Annotated in this window: 16 protein-coding genes and 1 pseudogene; 12 read left to right on the top strand and 5 right to left on the bottom strand. The window is 64.4% G+C overall.

Annotated elements, in window-relative coordinates:
- Window positions 1-26: 26 nt before the first annotated feature.
- The 4 genes from AB8841_RS19355 to AB8841_RS19370 all read left to right on the top strand — a co-directional run bounded on the left by AB8841_RS19355 (window position 27) and on the right by AB8841_RS19370 (window position 3,733).
- The gene (locus AB8841_RS19355) at window positions 27-830 is read left to right on the top strand and encodes a TatD family hydrolase (protein WP_370437434.1); all 804 of its coding nucleotides are present in this window, start codon (window positions 27-29) and stop codon (window positions 828-830) included.
- Window positions 827-1,627, top strand: coding sequence for an MBL fold metallo-hydrolase (locus AB8841_RS19360; protein WP_370437435.1), 801 nt, complete (start codon window positions 827-829; stop codon window positions 1,625-1,627). The genes AB8841_RS19355 and AB8841_RS19360 overlap by 4 nt, the downstream gene beginning before the upstream one ends.
- Window positions 1,628-1,934: 307 nt before the next feature.
- Window positions 1,935-2,456 (top strand): hypothetical protein, encoded by a 522-nt coding sequence (locus tag AB8841_RS19365; protein WP_370437436.1) that lies wholly within the window; start codon window positions 1,935-1,937, stop codon window positions 2,454-2,456.
- A 155-nt stretch (window positions 2,457-2,611) separates the two neighbouring features.
- Window positions 2,612-3,733 carry an ABC-type transport auxiliary lipoprotein family protein gene (locus AB8841_RS19370; protein ID WP_370437437.1) on the top strand — a complete coding sequence of 374 codons (1,122 nt, stop codon included), beginning with the start codon at window positions 2,612-2,614 and terminating at the stop codon, window positions 3,731-3,733.
- Window positions 3,734-4,018: 285 nt separating this feature from the next.
- On the opposite strand, the gene AB8841_RS19375 is transcribed toward AB8841_RS19370, so the two are convergent.
- The 3 genes from AB8841_RS19375 to AB8841_RS19385 are packed head-to-tail and all read right to left on the bottom strand — an operon-like array spanning window position 4,019 to window position 7,792.
- Complete coding sequence (locus tag AB8841_RS19375) at window positions 4,019-4,477, bottom strand: DUF6262 family protein (protein WP_370437438.1); 459 nt, start codon at window positions 4,475-4,477, stop codon at window positions 4,019-4,021.
- The gene (locus AB8841_RS19380; RefSeq protein WP_370437439.1) at window positions 4,368-6,614 is read right to left on the bottom strand and encodes a tyrosine-type recombinase/integrase; all 2,247 of its coding nucleotides are present in this window, start codon (window positions 6,612-6,614) and stop codon (window positions 4,368-4,370) included. Before AB8841_RS19380 ends, AB8841_RS19375 begins: the two co-directional genes overlap by 110 nt.
- Window positions 6,605-7,792 (bottom strand): tyrosine-type recombinase/integrase, encoded by a 1,188-nt coding sequence (locus tag AB8841_RS19385; protein ID WP_370437440.1) that lies wholly within the window; start codon window positions 7,790-7,792, stop codon window positions 6,605-6,607. The genes AB8841_RS19380 and AB8841_RS19385 overlap by 10 nt, the downstream gene beginning before the upstream one ends.
- Before the next feature lie 920 nt (window positions 7,793-8,712).
- On the opposite strand from AB8841_RS19385, the gene AB8841_RS19390 reads away from it, so the two are divergent.
- From AB8841_RS19390 to AB8841_RS19405, 4 genes and pseudogenes are all read left to right on the top strand, one after another.
- Complete coding sequence (locus tag AB8841_RS19390) at window positions 8,713-9,693, top strand: catalase family peroxidase (protein WP_370437441.1); 981 nt, start codon at window positions 8,713-8,715, stop codon at window positions 9,691-9,693.
- A 66-nt stretch (window positions 9,694-9,759) separates the two neighbouring features.
- The gene (locus tag AB8841_RS19395; protein WP_370437442.1) at window positions 9,760-10,905 is read left to right on the top strand and encodes an efflux RND transporter periplasmic adaptor subunit; all 1,146 of its coding nucleotides are present in this window, start codon (window positions 9,760-9,762) and stop codon (window positions 10,903-10,905) included.
- Window positions 10,902-14,066 carry an efflux RND transporter permease subunit gene (locus AB8841_RS19400; protein ID WP_370437443.1) on the top strand — a complete coding sequence of 1,055 codons (3,165 nt, stop codon included), beginning with the start codon at window positions 10,902-10,904 and terminating at the stop codon, window positions 14,064-14,066. The genes AB8841_RS19395 and AB8841_RS19400 overlap by 4 nt, the downstream gene beginning before the upstream one ends.
- A gap of 148 nt (window positions 14,067-14,214) precedes the next feature.
- Window positions 14,215-14,412 (top strand): annotated as a pseudogene (locus AB8841_RS19405) (ubiquinone-dependent pyruvate dehydrogenase); the annotation flags it as partial.
- Here the strand turns inward: AB8841_RS19405 and AB8841_RS19410 are convergent.
- Window positions 14,399-14,836, bottom strand: a complete 438-nt coding sequence (locus AB8841_RS19410) for a DoxX family protein (RefSeq protein WP_370437444.1) — start codon at window positions 14,834-14,836, stop codon at window positions 14,399-14,401. The pseudogene AB8841_RS19405 and the gene AB8841_RS19410 overlap by 14 nt on opposite strands.
- 363 nt (window positions 14,837-15,199) lie before the next feature.
- Between AB8841_RS19410 and AB8841_RS19415 the strand changes: the two genes are divergently transcribed.
- On the top strand, window positions 15,200-16,675 hold the full coding sequence (locus AB8841_RS19415) for an FAD-dependent oxidoreductase (protein ID WP_370437445.1): 1,476 nt from the start codon (window positions 15,200-15,202) through the stop codon (window positions 16,673-16,675).
- A 58-nt stretch (window positions 16,676-16,733) separates the two neighbouring features.
- On the opposite strand, the gene AB8841_RS19420 is transcribed toward AB8841_RS19415, so the two are convergent.
- Window positions 16,734-17,675, bottom strand: coding sequence for a diguanylate cyclase (locus tag AB8841_RS19420; RefSeq protein ID WP_370437446.1), 942 nt, complete (start codon window positions 17,673-17,675; stop codon window positions 16,734-16,736).
- Window positions 17,676-18,038: 363 nt separating this feature from the next.
- Between AB8841_RS19420 and AB8841_RS19425 the strand changes: the two genes are divergently transcribed.
- The 3 genes from AB8841_RS19425 (at window position 18,039) to AB8841_RS19435 (ending at window position 21,592) form a co-directional block, all read left to right on the top strand.
- Complete coding sequence (locus tag AB8841_RS19425; RefSeq protein ID WP_370437447.1) at window positions 18,039-18,488, top strand: DoxX family protein; 450 nt, start codon at window positions 18,039-18,041, stop codon at window positions 18,486-18,488.
- 179 nt (window positions 18,489-18,667) lie between these two features.
- On the top strand, window positions 18,668-20,383 hold the full coding sequence (locus AB8841_RS19430; protein WP_370437448.1) for an adenylate/guanylate cyclase domain-containing protein: 1,716 nt from the start codon (window positions 18,668-18,670) through the stop codon (window positions 20,381-20,383).
- Between the two features lie 126 nt (window positions 20,384-20,509).
- On the top strand, window positions 20,510-21,592 hold the full coding sequence (locus AB8841_RS19435; protein WP_370437449.1) for a type III polyketide synthase: 1,083 nt from the start codon (window positions 20,510-20,512) through the stop codon (window positions 21,590-21,592).
- The last annotated feature ends 3 nt before the right edge of the window (window positions 21,593-21,595 follow it).

Below are 21,595 nucleotides of genomic sequence, written 5' to 3' on the forward strand. Positions count from 1 at the left end.
CGGCCCGGAGGAGGGCGCCTTCACCGATGCTGGTCGACAGTCATTGCCATTTGGATTTTCCCGACCTTCAGACCCGCCTGCCCGCGGTTCTGGAAGCGGCCCGGGCCGCCGGCGTGGACCGGCTCGTGACGATCTCCACGCATGTGGCGCGCTACGAGATCTACCGGGCGCTGGCCGAGGCGCATGACAGCATCTTCTTCACGATCGGCACCCATCCGCACAATGCCGCCGAGGAGCCTGACGTGCCCGCAGGCCGCCTGGTGGAGCTTTCCGGTCATCCGCGCTGCATCGCCATCGGGGAAGCGGGCCTCGACTACCATTACGACACGAGTCCCCGCGACGTGCAGAGGACAGTGTTTCGCACCCATATCGAAGCCGCGCGCGAGACCGGTCTGCCACTGGTGATCCATGCGCGCAACGCCGACGAAGACATGATCGAGATCCTTTCGGACGAGATGAGGCGAGGGCGGTTCGGCGCGGTCCTGCATTGCTTCTCGTCGGGCGCGAAGCTGGCCCAGGTCGGCGTCGAACTCGGACTGTACGTTTCGTTTTCCGGCATTCTGACCTTCAAGAACTCCGAAGAGATCCGCCGGATTGCGGCTGGCGTTCCACGAGAGAGACTGCTCGTCGAGACGGATGCGCCCTATCTCGCTCCCGTGCCGTACAGAGGCAAGACCAATGAGCCCGCTTATGTGGCGCACACGGCGCAGGTTCTGGCGGAGGCCGTCGGCGTGTCCGCAGACGAGATCGCCAGGATCACGACGGACAATTTCTACCGCTTGTTTTCCAAGGCTGCCTTGGCCGACACGATCTCCGAGCTGGCGCAATGACCTTGAACTTGACCATCCTGGGATGCGGTTCCTCGGCCGGTGTGCCACGCGTGGGCGTCGGCTGGGGCGCATGCGACCCGGCGAACCCGAAGAATCGCCGCAGGCGCTGCTCCATCCTCGTCGAGCGGACGGAACCGGGCCACGCCTCGACCAGCGTCCTGGTCGACACCACGCCGGACCTCCGGGATCAGCTGCTCGGGGCCGATGTGAGGCGTCTCGACGCCGTTCTCTATACGCACGAGCACGCCGATCACATTCACGGTATCGACGATCTGCGTCCCTTGGCGCTCGTCATGCACAAGCGCATCCCGGTCTATGCCGACCGCATGACCGCCGAGCTGCTCCAGATGCGCTTCGGCTATTGCTTCAAGACGCCGGCCGGCAGCAGCTATCCGCCGATCCTGGAAATGCGCCCGTTGATCCCCGGCGTCACGACCGGGCTCCTGGGGCCGAGCGGTCCGGTGGAAGCCGTTCCGTTCCGGATGATCCACGGCGACATCGATGCCCTCGGTTTCAGGTTCGGCAGCGTGGCCTATGCGCCGGACGTGAGCCGGATGCCGGAGGAGAGCCTGGGCTATCTTGAGGACCTCGACGTCCTGATCATCGACGCCCTGCGCCATACGCCGCACCCGACGCATTTCTCGGTCTCCGAGGCGCTGGAGCTGATCAGGAAGGTCCGGCCCAGACGCGCCGTCCTGACGAACCTGCACACCGATCTCGATTACGAGACGCTGCGCCGGGAACTGCCGGCCGGCATCGTGCCGGCCTACGACGGCTTGCGGATCGAAGTGCCATAATGCGCGGAATTGAGGCCCCGCCGAGCGTCGTTTGGCGCGATACGGCGCTTGGGCATGGAACGCTGGAAGTGGGAACCGGTTTTCCGTGAAAAGATGCTCAGAAAAGAGACTTATAGCATCGGATGCGGGTTCGATTTCGCGTCCGACGCTGTAAGGCAGAGGTGAACGGCCTCACCTGCTGGCCTTGAACGGGGCGGTGGGGCAGGGCCATTGGCCGTGGTGTCGGCGACGTGCGCTCGTGCCACCTCGCCAACTCGCCCTATCGGCGCTACGCTTGCATTCCGGTCGAATGCCATAGGGGGCGACCATGCCCGCAGGCCTGCTGAACGCTCTTATACCCACGCGCCATCTGCTTCTCGGCGCATTGGTGTTCCCGTTGTGCGGAGCGTCGGCCGATGCGCAGTCCCAGTCGGCCTCGACGAGCCCATTTTCCGGCTATGCCGGATCGTGGTCCGGGGCCGGCACGATCGCATTGTCGAACGGGACCATCGAACGCCTTCGCTGCGAGGCCACGTACGCGGTGGCGGCCGCCGGCACCAACCTGCGGCAGAACCTGCAGTGCAGGAGCGATAGCTACACCTTCGAACTCAGGACCGACATCAACGCCCAAGGGGGGCGCGTCACCGGCTTGTGGATGGAAACCACGCGCAACATGCAAGGGAGCATCTCCGGCCGGATCTCGGCCGGCCGGATCGATGCGGTCGCCCAGGGGCCCGGCTTCACGGCCGGCATTGCCATGGCCCCGCAAGGCGCGCGGCAGGCCGTGAGCATCCGATCCCAGGGCACCGATCTGTCGCAGGTCTCGGTCACCATGAGCCGAGGGCGCTAGCGCATCGTGCGAAAAAGTGGACCCGGTTTTCGCAAGGACGATGCGCTCGCTCCAACAAGGGAGCATCGGATCTGTCCCAAAAGTGCAGGTCCACTTTTGGGTCCGATGCTCTAGGCGACATTCGATAGCCTTCCGGGGGCTGCGAAGGCGGGATCATGGAGACGACGGCGCGATATTCTCTCATCGGGCTCTTCACACTCTGCGTGATCGCGGCGGCATTCGCTTTCGCGTACTGGCTTCGCGCCGCCGGCGGGTTCGGCGAGCGGGATACCTATCGGATCGTCTTCGAGAGCCCCGTCACGGGAGTGCTGCCCGGCTCACAGGTTTTGTTCAACGGAATTACGGCCGGGGCGGTTACCGGGCTTCGGCTCAATCCAGACGATCCGCACCAGGTGATCGCTACGATCTCCCTCGATCCCAAAACGCCCGTCAGGGCAGATACTCAAGTCGGTCTCGCGTCTCAGGGGCTCATGAGCCCGCCGTCCATCGCTTTGCAGGGTGGTACGCCCACAGCGCCGCGCCCCACCGCCACGGACGGCGCGCCGGTGCTCAAGGCGGACCCTGCCGCGAGCCAGGACCTGAGCCAGTCGGCGCGGGAGGCCCTGCATCGCATCGACGCCCTCATCGCCGACAATGCGGAGCCGCTGCACGGCACGCTTGCCAATCTCCAGACGTTCTCGGAGGTGCTCGCGCGCAACTCGGACCGCATCGACCGGATCCTGGAGTCCCTGGAGCGCCTGGGCGGCGGAGGCCAGCCGAAGGCGCCTTCCGTGCTTTATGACCTGACCGCCCCGGTTGCCATCTCGCCACCGGACAAGGCTCCACGCGGGCAGCTCGTCGTTCCGGAGCCGACCGCGCTCGCCCTGTTCGAGACCCAGAAAATCCTCACGCGGCCGCAGACCGATGAAAGCGTTGCGCTGGACGCGCAGTGGGGCGACAGCCTGCCGAAGCTCCTGCAGGCGAAGATCATCCAGAGCTTCGAGAACGCGAATTATCCGCAGTCAGTATCTTACCCAACGGAAGGATTGACCGCCGACTATCAGCTGCTGATCGACATACGCGGCTTCCAGCTCGATCTGCTCCCGGAGCCGACCGCCGATGTGGAGTTCTCGGCCAAGATCCTGGCCACGGACGGACGGATCGTCGGCGCGCGCATTGTGCATGCCAGCGTTCCGGTCAAGGGGACCGATGCCCCGGCTGCGGCGGCGGGCCTGAACGACGCCTTCGGCAAGGCCGCATCCGACTTGGTGCTCTGGGTGACGAACCTCCTTGGATAAGCCAGCTTGACCGCAGGGCGATGTGTCCCGGCTCCAGCAATGCCTTTTAGTTCCATTTAGCTCCAGCCCTGGACAAGAATATTCATAGGGCCAACGACTTAGCTGTCGTGGACATGTCAAGCAGGAGGATGGAAGTGCCTTCGGCATGCTCGCCGTCAAGAACGGGCCTTCGGCCCGCCGCCTCTGGCGGTGCTGCGCATTCTTGACCGCTGCGCGTGCCTCCGGCCTTGAGGCTCGCATGGCCGATGACGGATCTCTCCGTCATCGGCCATGACGATCTCACACTCAACCCTTCGAACGGCTGCGCGTCTCCAGCAACTCCGTGACGGCAGCCTGGTGCCGGCTGCGCCATTCCTCCGCCTCGCCAAGAGCCTTTTCGTAGCGCCGCTCAAGCGCCGTGTTCTCTTTGCGAAGCTCCGTCAATTCCTCTTCCAGGCGGCTGATCTTGTTGCGCAGCGCCAGCTCGATCGTGGCCGCCCGGCCGGCGGAGCGGGCAGGGACCGTCTCGCCTTCCACCACGACAGCCTGATGCTGCCCATCCGTGCGGAGCTGCTCGATGGTGTCCTTGAAGTGCGTGTAGAGATATTGGCGGCTCACCCTCGCCTGCTCGGCCACCGTCTTGAAGGTGATCACCTCACCGCGGTGGCGCATTGCCGTGATGGTCTCCTCGACCAGGCGCCGCTTTCCCACACTGCGCTGTTCCGCTGCCGCAAGCAGCCCCCCGATACTTCCGATCGCTCCCACCGTACACCCCTTCCGTTTTGATCGTGCTGATGATCGTGGCGAGGTTCGCCATGCCGTCCTCAGTGCGCCCGATCCGCCTGCGGCCGATCTCGGCCATGCGCAGCTGCCCCTTCTGCTCGAAGTCGGTCACCTCCGCCTGCAGGCGTTTCAAGCCTGACGCCATTGAACGCTTCTCCCGCTCAAAAAAGGGTAACTGCTCCACATCCGCCCGGAAGTAGACGCAGGTGAAGCAGGCTCCATTGTGCTCGCACCATTCGCCAATCTGGCCGGGGAGGGAGCACAGACCGCCAGGAATATCCACCGCCAAGGCCGCATCCTTCCGGATCGCCAGTTCGGCGATCTTGTCGTCCACCTCGCCCTTGATGGTGACGAACTTGCCGCCGCCCTTCTCCAGAAGAGCCTTCTTGCGCAACTTGAGGCGGCGGTTGACATACACGAGGCTCATGTCAGCCGAGGCATGGCCCAGTTCCATCTGGATCAGGTGGATGTCGTAGCCGGCCAACGCCATTTCGGTGCCGTAGAAGTGCCGGAAGTCATGCCAGCCGAAGTCGTACAGCTTTCCCGTTGTGTCGCGGATGCCGTTGTCGATGCACCATCGACCGATGACCTCGCGGGTCCGGTTGCTGTCGAGAGCGACTTCCTTATCGCCGAGCCGGTGCGGGAACAGATACTCAGTGGCCCGGCCCCATTGCCGGCGACCTTCTGCGCGCTGCTCCTCGATTGCCTGGATGACCAAGGCATGGGCCGCGTCGTCCTTGTGCAGCGGCTTGGTGTTCCACTGCTTCACCTTCGACTGGTAGAATGTCAGCAGCATGAAGCGGTCATCGTCCGGATCGGGCTTCAGGCAACCGAAGCCAAGATGGTGAAGATCATGGCAGCGCATGCCGGTGTAGCGGACGATGATCAGCAGCCGCTTGCAGACCGGGGGCAGGGTGTCGAACCGGGCAAACATCTGCTCCACCACCTCCTCCGGAACCAACGCTTCTTCGAACTTGCGCTCGTAGTGGCGGCCCTTCGGATGGTAGCTGTGCACCCGGCGAATGTTGCGTGGATCGAAGGTCAGACGTGACCAGCCCAAAGCGGGCAGGTGGGCTGACGCCCATTTGAGCAGGTTGATCGGATCGGCGTACCAGTTCTGCCCGACGAAGTCCCTCTCCTTGCCCCAGGCCAGGAAGGTGTGATCGACAAACTCCTGCGTCACATGCTTTGGCTTCGGCGCAGAGTGCAGCTCATGCAAGCACTCGTCGAGTTGCGACAACCTTTTGACATAGCTCACCAGGGTCGTGGCAGAGAGTTCTTTGTACGCGATCTTGCTCAAAATATAGCGCCGCGCGGCATCGCGCAGCCAGAGAGAGCGAAGCTTGTAGAAGTGGAAGTAGGGCTCCGTCCGTTTGCTCTCCGGAACCTCGTCGGCCGGATACACATCTTCGAACAGGATGAGATCCCTGGTCTCGAGGGGCTTGGCCTTCTCCCGCAGGATCAGGAGCGTCCGCACCAGGGAGTTTGCTGGCGTGAAGTTGCGATAGACGTTCTTAGCCAACGTGCCCTCGCCGCCCCGGAGGCGCCATTCCCCGATGTACTCTCGTGTGCTGTATCCTTGAGACTGGAACCACTCCCGCATCACCTGCGCCAGCCGCGTGCTGCCGTTGCCGTCACCATCCTCAAGCGGATCCCCGAAGTCGATCAGGCACGGGCGCACATTCACTGTTGCGGGCCGTCGGGTTGGATCGGCCAGATCGGCACAGAACGGGATGAGGCGCACGGCCCGGGCGTACCAGTCGTAGTGCCGGCTCTGCGAGCGGGCCAGCCGCCATGTAAAATAAGCCTTGAGCTCAGTCCGATACGGTTCGGGAACCCTGGTGAAGTCGAAGCCGACGCCGCCCAGGAAGCGATCGTCCGAGCGCGGATCGGCGGCCAGCGCCAGAGCCTCCTGACGCAGTCTCTGCCGCGTCCGTGGCGGGAACTTGGGTGGCGTGTAGAGCGCTGAGACGCCGTCAATGCCGAAGCACTTTTCCAGGGTGTGATAGCCCCAGCGATCGCGCTTGAGGAGGAGGGGGCTGACGCTGGCAATGAAGGCCTGAAGGCCGCCGAGGTAAGCGTCCTGCGGCTCGTTCGTGACGACGATCTTCATAGCCATTTGACCTGCTCCTGCGTCAGCGTTCGACGCCGCAGATCGCTGAGCCGTCCCTCGAGTTCCTCATGGCTCCTGAGGCGCATCTTGCGGTACTCGGCGTTGAACAGGTGCTTGTAGATCGCGTTCGTGGTCTGCGGACTGGCATGGCCGAGCCGGTCGGCGACATCGAGCAGGCTGTAGCCTTGGGCGATGGCTTCGCTGGCATGGGAATGCCGGAACATGTGCCAAGTGAATGCAACGCCCGAGGCCTTCGCCAGCCGCCCCTGAATGTCGTAGACATTGCTCTCGGACAGCCCACGCCCGATCAACCCGCCGGCCAGATTGCAGAACACGTAGTCCGTTCCGGCCTCAAAAGCGGGCAGGTACTCGTCGCTGGCGATGTAGTCCTCGTACATCCGCATGAGGAAGTCCGGCACCGGGATCGGCCGCGGATGGCCGCTCTTGACCCTGGCACCATTTTCCAGAGCGCGCGGCGTGACCCAGATCAGGCTCTCATCGAGGCGGATATCCTCATGCAGCAAACCCCGCGCCTCGCCGATCCGCATGCCGGTTGTGTAAAGGACGACTACGAGGAACGCATCGCGCATCAACGCAGCCGCCTGGATAATCCGCACGACCTGCTCCGGCTTTAGACGGTGGTCGGCAGCCCGCTTGGCGGCAGCCGCCATAGCGTCGGCATCCGAGCGGCTCTCGGCCTTCCGGCGGGCCTTGCGGGCGGCCACATGCGCCAGAAACGGCTGATAAGCCTCGGGAGCATAGGCACGTGGCTTCGCGATCGTGTCGAAGAGCACCGTTGCATCCCGGAGCTTCAGAAAGGCGTAGAAGGCCTTGATGCCAAACAGGATCTGATTGTGCAGGCTGGCCGAGACCTCCACATGCTCTGGCCGCAGTGGAATGATCGTCATGGCGGTTCGGGCATCGAGCTTCCGGCCAGCCTTGGCGACGGCGGGAATGAAGCGGTCGAGATCCGTGGCCGTGATCTCGCGGAAGCTCTTGCCGAGGGCCGCGAGATAGTTGCCGAGCCTGACAGCGTGCCGGGCGTAATGGCTGACGGAGCGAGGCGCGTAGTGCCGGGCTTCGAGATAGATGACGAAGTCGCGGATCTCGGCGACAACCGCGTCGCCGTCATAGGCGGTCCAGGTGATCCGGCCACTGGGCAGAACGATGCGCTGGAGATGCATGAGCGCGCTCCAACCACGTTGTGGACAGCCTGAAGCTAATCCCGTCCACAACGAGCGGCAAATGCTCTAAGGTGGTACGTGGATTACGTCGTTGACATGAAGAAAGATCCTAGAGCTAATTCCATAATATATCTTATGCGAATTCGTGTTGTAGCTGCAATATAGAGATGACACCCCCTTGCAAAGTTCAAATGGCACTCTCCTGCTTTTCGGGGTTGCAGGAGGACGTGGCCGATGGCGGTGGTGTCGATGAGCGAACGGGAGCTTCGCCACGCTGACGTGCTGGCATCGGTTTGTGCAGGCCGCCTGACGATGACCGCGGCGGCTGGTCTCATGGGCATCACCCGGCGCCAGGCGCATCGGCTGGCCCGGCGGTTTGGCGCTCACGATGCGGCCGGAGCCAGCGGCGGACCCGCTACCTGCGCAAGCCGCGCGGTCTCAACATCCCGGTGAGCAACGCCATCGAGACGGCGCCAACCCGCAAGTCGGGACAGCAACTCGGCGGGCGTCATGAGCGCGTGATCGAGACGCCTATGCCCTGCCCGCTCCGGCCCGGCAGTCGATTGCCTTCGATCCGGGTACGGAGTTCGCCTCCTCCCGGCTGCTCAAGCAAAAGCTCGGCATAGGCAGACGCTTCTGCCAACGGCAAACAAAGCCTGATCGACGACAGAGCAACGGGAGCCAAGGTCACGGGCGACATCGCTGCGCCATATTTCCTTATGCTCGCCTGTGTGCGCCACAACAAAACCCTGATGTCGGCTCAGTCTCAAGCTGTCGATCTCGCCCCTGTCGCCTCGGTCGAGGGCGCGGCAGATTCCGGATCGCTCCTCCGCGATGAGCCGCCGCCAGTCCATATTGCGTCCGCCTCGCGTGCTGCCTTGAAGCCGGGATCCATCGTTCCCGTGCAGCAGGAGACACCTATGAGGATCAGCTGGATTCTAATCAGGTTGCTTGTCCTGACCTTCGCCGGATCCGGCCCCGGTTGGGCACAAGAGCAGACCGTCGAAACCCAGGTTGTGGACGCGATGAACCAGGTGTTCGGCAGCCATCCTGGGTTTCGCACCAACCACGCCAAGGGAATTGTGGTTGAGGGTCGCTTCAAAGGGTCTCCAGAAGCCGCCGCGCTGAGCCGCGCGGTTCTGTTCGACGGCCGCTCGATCCCAGTAACGGTACGGTTCTCAAATGCAGGCGGGCTCCCGACGATCCCGGATGGCTCGAATGGAGCCAATCCGCACGGCATGGCGCTCAAGTTCCATCTGCCGGACGGCAGCGAGACCGACATGGTGACCAACTCGTTCAAGGTCTTCCTGGTGCCCACTGCGGCCGACCTGCGCGACTTCTTTCTTGCCATCGCGGCCAGCCCGCCCGAGGCTCCCAAGCCGACGAGGCTCGACCGGTTCGTCGCCGCCCATCCCACGATACCGGCGGCTTTGGCCACCATCGCCACGCCGGACAGCTTCGCCCATGAGGAATATCGTGGTCTCAACGCCTTCGTGCTCGTCGACAAGGCGGGCGAGCGCCAGCCCGTGCGCTACGTGGTGACGCCGGAAGAGGTGGTGCATCTGAATGCGGCAGATGCAGCCAAACGACCGCCGGACTTTCTCATGACGGAGCTGCCGGAGCGCCTGAGCCGCGGGCCGGTCATCTTCCATCTCAAGGCGCAGCTTGCGGCGGCCGGCGATCCCACAAACGATCCCTCCCGGCCTTGGCCCGACGACCGCAAGGTCGTGGAGCTCGGCATCCTGACGGTCGACAAGGCCGTGCCGGACAGCGCGGAGGCCGAGAAGAAGCTGCTGTTCCTGCCGGGCCAGCTTACCGACGGGATCGAGGCTTCGGACGATCCGATGATCGCCGTGCGGGACGGCGCTTATGCCGTGTCGTTCTCGCGCCGCAACCCCTGACCATGCGCTCGCCGTCCGTGGGCGCGCGGTCGCTTGCGCTCCTGCAATGGGAGCGGAGACGGCACAATGACTTCGTATCGGTGTAAGCCTCCCTGCTGGAGGCGGGCCATTCTTCTCGGTCTCCTGCTGCCGGCGGCGTGCAATCCTCAGCAGCAGGCCGCCGCTCCGCCACCGCAGCCGGCGGTTGGCGTCCGACCCGCGGAGTTTCGCGGAGTGAACCAGTCCTTCCAGTTCGTCGGCCACGCCAAAGCCGTGAGCAAAGTCGATCTGCGCGCACGCGTCGAGGGCTTTCTCGAGCAGGTCGCTTTCCGCGAGGGCCAAACCGTCAAGGCCGGGGACCTTCTGTACCAGATCGAGAAGGTTCAGTTTCAAGCGCAGGTCGACCAGGCAAAAGCGAATCTGGCCTCGGCTGGAGCGGTCGTGACCAACGCCCAGCTTCAATATGAGCGGCAGCTGTCTCTCGCGCAGCGTCAATTCAGCCCCCAATCAACCGTCGATCAGGACAAGGCCAACCTCGACAGCGCCACGGCCAATGTCCTGCAGATGAAGGCTGCGCTCACACAGGCCGAGGAAAATCTCGGCTACACCGAGATCCGGTCGCCGATCGACGGCGTGATCGGCCGCACCGCCTACACGATGGGGAATCTCGTCAATCCAGCGAGCGGCGTCTTGGCGACGATCGTGAGTCAGGATCCGATCTATGTGCTCTTTCCGGTCAGTGTGCGCGACCTCGAACTCATTCGCGAAGCACGTCGCGAGGAAAACGGCAGCCTCGCCAAGATCGAGATCCTCATCCGCCTGTCGAGCGGTGCCGAGTACCCGCACCGCGGTGTCTGGAACCTGACCGATCCGCAAGTGGATCAGCAAACGGATACGCTCATCATGCGCGCGACGGTTCCCAACCCCGACGGGCAGTTGCTCGACGGGCAGTTCGTGACCGTGGAAATTCGCCGACGTCAGGAGGAGCCGCGCCTCGTCATCCCGCAGGCAGCCCTGCAGTTCGACCAGAGCGGCTATTATGCCCTGGTGGTCAACGATCAGCACAAGGTGGAGCGGCGGCCGGTCAAAACCGGTCCGAACCGGGATGCCGATGTCGTCGTCCTCGCAGGCCTTCAGGAAGGCGACAACGTGATCGTAGACGGGGTCCAGAAGGTCCAGCCCGGGCAGGTCGTGCAGGCGAACGTGCTGCCGCCGGAGGCCACGCGCCCATGATCTCGGATATCTTCATCGACCGGCCCCGCCTCGCCTTCGTGATCTCGATCGTCATTACCTTGGCGGGACTGATCGCCATGCGGTCAATCCCGGTCGCACAGTTTCCCGATATCGTGCCGCCGCAGGTTTCGCTCACCACTCTCTATCCCGGGGCCGATGCAGAGGTCGTGGAAACGACCGTCGCCCAGCCGATCGAACAGCAGATCAACGGCGTCGACAATGCCCTCTACTACCAGTCGACGAGCGGGGCCGACGGCAGCTACACACTGACCGTCACCTTCGCGCTCGGCACCGACGCCGATATCAATACGGTCAACGTCCAGAACCGGGCCCAGCTCGCGACGCCGCTCCTGCCGCAGGAAGTGCAACGCCAGGGATTGGTCATCCGCAAGAGATCGGCTGCGCTTTTGCAGGTCATCACCCTCTCGGCGCCCAAGGGCACGCATGATGCGCTGTTTCTCAACAATTACGCCACGATCAACGTCATCGATCCGCTGGCACGCATACCCGGCGTCGGCCAGGCCACCCTCTTCGGCCCCCTCGATTATTCGCTGCGCCTATGGCTCGATCCCGACCGTCTGACGGCCTTCAACCTGACGCCGGCCGATGTGATCGCCGCGATTCAGGGCCAGAACCTGCAGGCTGCGGTGGGCCGCATCGGCGCGGAACCCGCACCCGGCAACCAGCAACTGCAGCTCACCATCAAGACCAAGGGACGGCTGACCCGGACAGAGGACTTCGAGAACATTGTCCTGCGGGCGAACCCCAATGGCTCTCTCGTCCGGGTCAAGGATGTGGCCCGCACCGATCTCGGCGCCAAGACGCAGGACCGCCATACCCGGTTCAACGGCGCACCCTCGGCGGCAATCGGCATCTACCAGGCGCCGGGCGCCAATGCGGTCGAGGTGGCGCGGCGCGTGCGGGAGGTGATGGACGACCTCGGCAAGCGCTTTCCGGACGATGTCCGCAGCGATCTCTTCTGGGATGCGACCACCTTCGTCACCGCAACCGTCAACGAGGTCATTCGCACCCTCGCCTTCGCGTTCCTGTTGGTGGCGCTCGTCGTGTTCCTGTTTCTCGGCAAGGTCCGCACGATGATAATCCCGCTGGTGGCCGTGCCGGTCTCGATCATCGGGACCTTCGCGGTCATGCTCATCATCGGCTATTCCGCCAACACGGTATCGCTCCTTGCCCTGGTGCTCGCGATCGGGATTGTCGTCGACGATGCGATCGTCGTCACCGAGAATGTCGAACGGGTGATCGAAGAGGAGCCGACCCTCTCGATTCCCGACGCCACCAAGAAGGCCATGGCGGAAATCACGGGGCCGATCATCGCCATCACTCTCGTACTCCTGTCGGTCTTCATTCCGGTGGCCTTCATCCCCGGCATCAGCGGCCAGCTCTTCCGCCAGTTCGCCGTCGCGGTCTCGACCGCGATGATCATCTCCGCGGTCAACGCCCTGACATTGAGCCCAGCCCTATGCTCGGTCCTCCTGAAGCGCGCCGGGCCACCGCGTGGACCCATGCGCTACGTGCTTGGCGCGATTGATCACGTACGCGACGGATTTGCCGCGCTGGTGCGCCGCCTCGTTCGCGTGGCGGTCGTCAGCCTGGTGGTCGTCGCCGGAGTCGCCGCGGCTTCGTACGGGCTGTTCAGGGTGACTCCCCAAGGTTTCCTGCCGTCGGAGGATCAGGGGGCGATCTTCGCCGCCCTGCGGCTGCCCGAGGGCGCCTCCACCGAGCGCACCGAGAAGCTGGTCGCTCAAGTGGAAGACATCGTCCGATCGGCCCCTGGGGTCGGGGGCGTCCTGTCGGTGGTCGGGCTGAACTTCATCGACTACGTGGCCTCGTCGAACAACGCCTTCTTCGTGATCCGCATGAAGCCCTATGAGGACCGTACCGATCCGGCCGAGAGCGTCGATGCGGTCCTCGCTCGCCTGCGGCCACAGCTCGCTGCCATCCAGGGAGCCGTCGTCTTCCCGTTCAACCTGCCGCCCATTCTGGGCCTCGGCAATACCGGCGGCTTCCAGTACGCCCTCGAGGCGTTGCAGGGCCAGAGCCCCACGGACCTCGCGGCCGTCATGCGCGGAGTTCTCGTCGCTGCCAATCAGCAACCTGAACTTGCCGGCGTCTTCAGCACCTTCGCGGCGGATACACCGCAGGTCTACCTCGACATCGATCGTGACAAGGCGCAGGTGCTCGGCATTCCCATCAGCAGCATATTCAACGCGCTGCAGGCATCTCTCGGGGGATTCTACGTCAATGATTTCAATCTTTTCGGTCGGACATGGCAGGTCAACGTCGAGTCGGAACCCGGATTCCGCAACGAGATCGATGACATTTACCGGGTCTATGTCCGCAATGCCGCGGGGATGATGGTGCCGATCCGTGCCCTGGCGCAGGCACGGCTCGTACAGGGCCCGCAGGCGATCGTGCGCTACAACGGCTTCCGGGCCACGATCATCAACGGCGCGCCCAAGCCGGGCTACAGCTCGGGCCAGGCGCTCACCGCCATGGAGCGAATCTCGGCCGCGACACTCCCGCCCGGCTACGGCTTTGAATGGACCGGAACCGCGCTGCAGGAAAAAACGGCGAGCGGCCAAGCCGGGATCGTTCTCGGCCTTGCCGTGCTGTTCGCCTATTTGTTCCTGGTCGCGCTCTACGAGAGCTGGAACATCCCGATCCCTGTCCTTCTGTCTGTCAGCGTCGGCGGGCTTGGCGCGATCGGTGCCGTGAAGCTGTCGGGCCTGGCCTTCGACGTCTACGCACAGATCGGGCTCGTGGTGCTGGTGGCGCTTGCCGCCAAAAACGGAATCCTGATCGTCGAATTCGCGCTCCAGCAGCGGCTCCAGGGGGCAGCAATCGGCGACGCAGCAATCGCTGGCGCGCGCTTGCGCTTCCGGCCCGTGATGATGACGAGCCTTGCGTTCATCTTCGGCCTCCTTCCGCTGGTGATCGCGGAAGGCGCCGGAGCGCTCAGCCGGCGTGCCGTCGGCACCCCGGTCTTCGGCGGGATGATCGCAGCTGCGTTCGGCGGCATCTTCCTGATCCCGATGCTCTATGTGGTCTTCCAGAACCTGCGGGAACTCAGCTCACGCCGCAAGGTCGGTGTCAAAAGTCCGCCTGACCCCGGCGCAAAGGGTGGCGTCGCAGCGGAATGAGAGACGGTCTGGCCTTTGCGTGTGACTTTCCGAGGTGTTCCGGTCGTGATCCTGGCGGGCGATGTGGCCCTGCGGCCAGCCCCGCCCGGAACGTCTCCCCGAGACCGGGCTTCCTCCCCCCTTCCCCATCGTGCGGTCGGGCGAGCGAGAAATCGACGCGCTCGCCTCATTGCTCAATGGAGCCCGGCGCGTGCCCCTCTTCTGCGGCCGCGGCTGTGCCGGGGCCACGCAGAGCTGATGCAGGTGGCGGAGGCTCTGAAAAGTCCCATCCTCCATGCGCTCGGCGGCAAGGAATGGCAAGGAATGGGTGGAGTTCGACAATCCCTACGATATCAGGCGGACCGGAGACGATCGTTCGCGGCAGGCGCCGCGCCGGATCTGCGTCGGGCCGTGTCGATGCTCCACGCCCCGGCTCCCACCACGGCGAAGTAGAGGAAGACAAAGCAGTAGAGAATGGCTGCATCGCCGCCATTCAGGGCCGGATAGAAGCTCTGAGGCGCGTGGACCATCCAGTAGGCCACGGCCATCTCGCCCGCGAGCACGAACGCCACTGGACGCGTGAGAAAGCCGACGAGGAGGAGCAGGCCCCCGATCATTTCGAGGATGCCGCCGAACCAGAGCAAGGAGAATATCGGCGGCATAGGACCGGTCGGCGGCGGGAAGCCGAGGATCTTTTGGGTCCCGTGCTCCAGGAAGATGAGAGCGGTGACGATCCGAAGAACCGCGAGCATGCGTGGTCCCCAAGTGGCCGCAAAGGAATCGTTGTTCATGAACAATCCTCCAAATATCGCAGGCGTGTCCCGCAAGCGGGATCCGATCGAGGCGACGACAGGACGCGCGATAGAGTGTGCACCGGCACCGTGGCCGTAGCTCGTCAGCACGTCGGCCGTTCGCCCGCAAACAGTGGACAGGACCTATTGTTCCGGCCGGATGTTGTCCCGGGGGCGAGGCCGGTCGGGCCGCGCGTCGCTCATGAGCCAGCAGGGCCCCTGCCCGTTTCCTGGGCATGGATCCGGCGGAGGACCGGGAGCGCTGCTTCCCATTTGTCAGACATGGCCAGAACCATACGGAAGCTTGGGCATTGTCTCCTGGCGGACGCTTCTCCGGCCTTCGACGCACCAGGGAGATCTGCCATGACGGAACTGTCAGGAAAGCCCGATTGCTGCTGGGTGGCGAGCGCACCTGAGACCGCTTTCCCGCAGCTTGCGGGCACCCAGGAATGCGGCGTGGTGATCGTGGGCGCCGGTATCGTCGGCCTGACGACCGCGCTATCTCTTCTGGAGGCGGGCAGGTCGGTCGTGGTGCTCGAAGCCCGTCAGGTCGGACGGCAGGTCACGGGACGCTCGTCGGCCAAGATCACGGCCCAGCACAGCCTCATCTACCGCGACTTGATCGACACGGCTGGACCGGACATCGCAAAGGCCTACGCGGACGCGAACCGGACCGGCATCGCACACATTCGGGAACGGGTCGAGACGCTTCGCATCGACTGTGATTGCGAGCCGAAATCAGCCTTTACCTACATCTGCGATCCTGGCCGCCGGGACGACATCCGGGCCGAGGCGGAGGCGGCGACGGCGCTCGGCTTCGACGTCCGCGTGCTCGACCAAGCTCCCCTGCCCTTCGCGACGGCCGGGGCGTTGGAATTCCGCGATCAGGCACAGTTCAACCCGGCCCGATACCTCGTGGGATTGGCGACGGCCGTGCAGACCCGTGGCGGACGGATCTATGAGCACAGCCCGGCCATCGATTTCGATCGCTCCGGCCGCTGGTCGATCGGGACCGCACAGGGCCAGGTCATGGCCGATCATGTCGTGGTCGCAACCAATATCACGGTGCAAAGCCCGGTGGGCTATGCGAACCGCACTCAGCCTCGCTGCCATGTGGTCATGGCCTTTCGCACCGACCGTCCGGAAGCGGTCGACGGCATGTTCATCAGCATCGACGATCCCACCCATTCCATCCGGACGGGCAGAGACGCCGACGGCCCTCTGATCCTGACCCTCGGGCCCCGCTTCAACACGGGCCAGGATGGCGATGTCGCCCGCCGGTTCCGCGAGCTTGAGGACTGGACCCGCGCCCACCTGCCTGTCGGCGAAGCCGCCTGGCGCTGGTGCAACGAGGATTACGACACCCCGGATCGCATGCCCTATGTGGGCCAGCCGGATGCCGGGGAGTCGCCTGGATTTCACGTGGCCACGGGCTTCAATGGCTGGGGGATCAGCAACGGAACCGCAGCGGGTCTGACGATTGCCCAGGAGATCGCTACGGGCTCCCGCCCCTGGGGCCGGCTCTACCAGCCGGATCGTCCGGCGCCGAAGGACTTCCATCAGAACGGCGATTCGCAATCGCTCGTCGATGACGTCGCGCAGATCGCCCCGGGCGAAGGCGGGGTCATCGTGAGGGGAGATGAAAAAATCGCGGTCTGGCGTGACGAGGGCGGCGGGCTCCATGCCGTCTCGGCAAGCTGCACGCACAAAGGCTGCACCGTGACCTGGAACAATGCCGATCGCACCTGGGATTGCCCCTGCCATGGCTCCATGTTCGAGCGGGATGGGAACGTGATCCACGGCCCCGCCCGCAAGCCGCTGCCGCCCCGGGAGATTTGACGGCGGCTCCTTGCCCTTGTCAGGGCTGCCGATCCCGTCAGGACCGAGACTCTCCGCGCTACTCCGGAATCTCGTTCTCGAAGCGGATCCTGGTGCAGTTCCGGCCGTCCGCCTTGGCGGCATAGAGGGCGCGGTCCGCCCGGTAGAGAATGGAGCTCCGGTCGTCGTGCGGAAGGGCTTCCGTCACGCCCACGCTGAAGGTGAACCGCACTCCCCGCGGGTGGCCGGGGAGGCTGTCGGAAGGAAAACCTGCCCTGACCCGATCGATGATGCCGACGGCGTCATTGAGCCTGACGCCCGGCAGCAGCAGCAGAAATTCCTCGCCTCCTATCCGGCCAAGGAGGTCCTGGTCGCGCAGCCTCTCGCGGCAACCCCGGGCGAAGTGCCAGAGCACGGCGTCACCGGCGTCGTGCCCGTAAGTGTCGTTGACGGCCTTGAAGTGATCGATGTCGATAATGGCCACGCACAGACCCGAGGCCGCCCGCTTGTGCGCCACGAGGGCTTCGTCCAGGTGTTCCAGGATATGGCGCCGGTTCGGCAGGTCGGTCAGAAGATCGGTGCGCGCAGCCACGAGGGCCGCCTCATGGGCCTGGCGCAAGGACTTCTCGTTATGCTTCAGGGTCGAAATATCGGCCCCGACCGAGAGGAGCCAGCCGTTCGGCAGGATCGTGTGCTCGATCCAGAACCACCGGCCGTTGACCAGGTCCGTCTCGAATGATTTCCGGCGCATGCTGCGACGCCGCGGCAGGGTTCGGGCGATGAAGGTCTCGACGTCGTCGTCGATCCGCACCCCGAGCCTGTTCTGACTTGCATGGCGCAGGATGTCCGTGAACGTCAGAGGGCCGTCATAGTCTCCCATGAACAGGTCCCGATACGTCTTGTTGGCGTAGCGCAGCCGATCCTCGGCATCATAGAGGGAGATGGCTTGGCCACTCTCCGTGAGCGCGTCCACCAGGCCTCGGAGGGCCTCGCTATCGGGATCTGAGGGAAACACGTTCATCGGAGCTGCGGGCGAGGACCAGGAACATCTAGCTATTGTGGATCTGGAAGCGGGTCCAGTGCTGAATTGTCCGCCCGCCTGTTTGTTCCGGGCTCTCCTCGCGTATTTGTTCCAGGTTCCCCTCGGCCGCTTGCACGTTTGCAAAGAAAGGTCTGCAGCCTTGGCCGTCGTCTCACACGATTGTGTCTCCCTCAATGCCACAGGGCCGGGATAGAGCCGTTTCCAGTGAGGTGGAATCAGCTCTTGTCTTCGGCCCGCCCGCATCTTCGACGGCGAACCGGATCCCCTTCGCCGAAAAATGCCCTTGCCGCGAAGCGCGGTGCCATACCGCCTGCCCGACGGATCATCCGTCACGGAGAATTCATGACCACCCGCACGAACGATGTGGCCCTCCTGGTCGCCCGCTTGGCCGTCGCAGCCCTTTTCCTTCCCGCCGGGATCGGCAAGCTGTTCGGCCTGTCCGGCTTGACGGCGATGCTGGCCGGCAAGGGACTGCCCTACCCCGACCTCCTCGCCATGCTCGGGGGCGTGGCCGAGATCCTCGGCCCCCTTGCGCTGATCTTAGGCGTCGCGCCACGGCTCACCGCCATTCTCCTGATCGGCTTTACCCTCGTCGCAAGCCTGATCAGCCACAGCTTCTGGACCTTCGCCGATGCGGCTCAGGCGGCGCAGCAACAGACCCATTTCTTCAAGAATCTCGCCATCGTCGGCGGTCTCCTGTTCTACTTCGTCAGCGGGGCAGGCGCATTCAGCCTTCCGAATTATCTCGGATCCCGCAAGGGTTTGCGCAAAATCATGGCGCCGGCTGAGTAGGTCGGCATGAACCGCGAAAGGGCAGAGGATCAGCAGGGTCCCTGCCCTTTTCCTCTGCCCTTTCGCTCCTCCCATGATCCATGCCACGCTGAACTGTCCTGTGCAGTCGAGGTGCATCGCCGCCCTGCTCAGGCCACAGCATTGGGCTTTGTCTTCCTTTTCCGCACGTGGCTATCCCGATGAGTACGCCCGCGACACGCCAAGGCTTCGGTCCGCCCCCTTTCGAGAGCCCCGTGCGGTTGCGTGAGGTGCGTCTGGCTTCGGGCCTGGTGCTCGGGGCCTTCCTCGTCACCCACTTCGGCAACCACGCGCTCGGGCTGGTCTCGATCGGAGCCATGGAGGAAGCTCGCGGCTGGTTCAACGTGGTGTGGCGCAACCCGGTCGGCACGGTTCTGCTCTATGGCGCGCTTCTCCTGCATTTTCTGTTGGCGCTCCAGGCGCTTTACCGCCGCCGGACGTTGCGGATGCCGGTGCGGGAGGCAGCCCAACTGACGCTCGGCCTGGTGCTGCCGTTCCTCCTTGTGGCGCACGTCGCCGGGACCCGGATAGAACTCGCGCTCACCGGACGGGAGGTCGGCTACCCTGAAGTCATTCGGAATTTATGGATCCGTGCGCCGGAAATCGGCATCCGGCAGGGCATCGCCCTCGTGATTGCCTGGCTGCATGGATGCCTGGGAGTCTATTTCTGGCTCCGTCCCAAGCCGTGGTTCTCCCGCTATGCTCTTGGCCTCTACACCGGAGCGATCATCGTTCCGCTCCTGGCCCTGCTAGGCTTCGCCGAAGCCGGCAAGGCCATCGCGGACAATCCGGACTTGCTGAACGCGCCGGAGCCGGCCTCCGCCCCCGCTATCCTGTCCGATATCCGCAACGGCCTTTATCTCGCGTTCGCAACCCTGATCGGGACAGCCCTTGCGGCGCGGGCAATCCGCGTGTCACGAAACTGGTCCCGCCGCATCCGCATCACCTATCCGGGAGGGCGGACCGTCAGCGTCCCGCGCGGCTTCAGCGTCCTCGAAGCAAGCCGCTTGGCGGGAATCCCGCACCCGTCCGTCTGTGGCGGACGGGGCCGATGCTCGACCTGCCGGGTGCGTGTCCTTGATGGACTCGAGGGCCAACCCGGTCCGACAGCTCCGGAACGGACGACCCTGACCCGGATCAAGGCCGGTCCGAATGTGCGGCTTGCCTGTCAGTTCCGGCCCGATCGCGACCTCTCCGTCGTACCGGTGCTGTCGGCGGCGCGGACCAGGCTGACCGTGCCTGCCGGAAACAGCCGGGCGGCACGCGGACAGGAGCGCGAGATTGCCGTCCTGTTCTGCGACCTGCGCGGCTTCACCAGCCTGACCGAGCGACGCCTGCCGTTCGATACGGTGTTCATCCTCAACCGCTACTTCGAGGTCGTCGGCCACGCGGTCGAGGAGACCGGCGGGTATCTCGACAAGTTCGTCGGTGATGGTGCCCTCGCCCTGTTCGGCTTGGCGACGGATCCGGAAGAGGCTTCGCGGCAGGCCGTCGGGGCGGCCCTTCGGATCAGCCAAGGCGTGGCGGACCTGAACGCAGCCTATGGCAGCGAGTTCGATCAGCCCCTCAGAATTGTCATCAGCCTTCACGTCGGGCCGGCCATCGTGGGCGAGATGGGCTATGGCAGGGCCACGAACCTGACGGCCGTCGGAGACACGCTCAACGCCGCCAGCCGTCTGGAGGCGCTCGCCAAGGAACTTGACGCCGAACTCGTGGTTTCCGACGAGCTGGCGAGGCAGGCTCAGCTCGACCTCGCCGGATGCCGACGACAGACCCTCGCCATGCGGGGACGCACGGCCCCCCTCGACGTCTGGGTCATCCCCGATGCGCGGGCCCTCGCTCCTCGCAACTCGGCCTCGGGCGGGCCGGAGCGGTAGGTGCCATCGGCTTGGGCAGTGGCCCGGACGGATCACACGGACGTGAGGGTCTTTTCTTCTACAGGCCGAATTTTTCGAGGACGACCGGTGTTCTCATTCGACCCCGGAATAGTGCTCAGGTGTGACATGACAGTGGCCTACATCAATCGGATCGGTACGGCGGTTCCCGAATACGACGTGCACGGAACCTTCATCCACTTCGCCGATCAAATTCTGCCGGACCGAAGGACCCGCCTCCTCTTCCAGAGGATGGTGCAGCGGGCGGACATCGAACATCGCTACTCGACCCTGGAGCCCAGCGACAATCCGGAAGCCGAGGTCGACCGGAAGGGTCTCTACCAGATGTGTCGGTTCGCCGGCACCGGTGCCCGCATGGCCCATTTCGAGGCTCACGCGGTGGAGCTCGCTCAGCGCGGTGTCGAATCCCTCGGCCTCAGCGAGGCCCTGTCCTCCATCACGCATCTGGTCGTCGCGTCCTGCACGGGCTTTACGGCGCCGGGGCTCGATCAGCAGCTCGTCGATCGTCTTGGGCTCAGCCCGTCCATCGAGCGGACGCTGGTCGGATTCATGGGATGCGCGGCGGCCGTCAATGCCCTGAAGGTTGCGCATCACATCGTGCGGTCCGAGCCTTCGGCGAAGGTGCTGGTGGTCAATCTCGAATTGTGCACCTTGCACCTCCAGGAAACGCCCGAACTCGAAGTGCTTCTCAGCGCGCTCCTGTTCGGAGACGGCTGTGCGGCAAGTCTCGTTACGGCCCGGCCGGAGGGAATTGCGCTCAAGGACTTTCGGGTTGTGACGATCCCGGACACGAGCGACCTGATCACGTGGAGGATCGGGGATTCGGGCTTCAAGATGAGTCTCTCCGGCGAGGTCCCTCCCCAGATCGCGCGCGCTCTGCGGCAGGAGACCATGCGCAACGACGACCAGGGCATCCTGCGCGGACACAGCAAGGAGGAGTACGATCTGTGGGCCGTCCATGCGGGGGGGCGCACGATCCTGGATGCGGTCGAGCAAGGTCTCGGCCTTGGCCCCGATGCATTGCGCTGGTCGCGAGATGTGCTCCGGGAGTTCGGCAACATGTCGTCGGCCACGCTGATGTTCGTTCTCAAGCGCATGATGCAGCACGCGCCGTCACCGTCACGGGGGCTTGCCATGGCATTCGGGCCGGGCCTCGTGGCGGAAACCTTCAGGTTCGCTCTCAACGGGTAGGGC

It is taken from the genome of Microvirga sp. TS319, from assembly GCF_041276405.1.
In the GTDB taxonomy this organism is placed as follows: domain Bacteria; phylum Pseudomonadota; class Alphaproteobacteria; order Rhizobiales; family Beijerinckiaceae; genus Microvirga.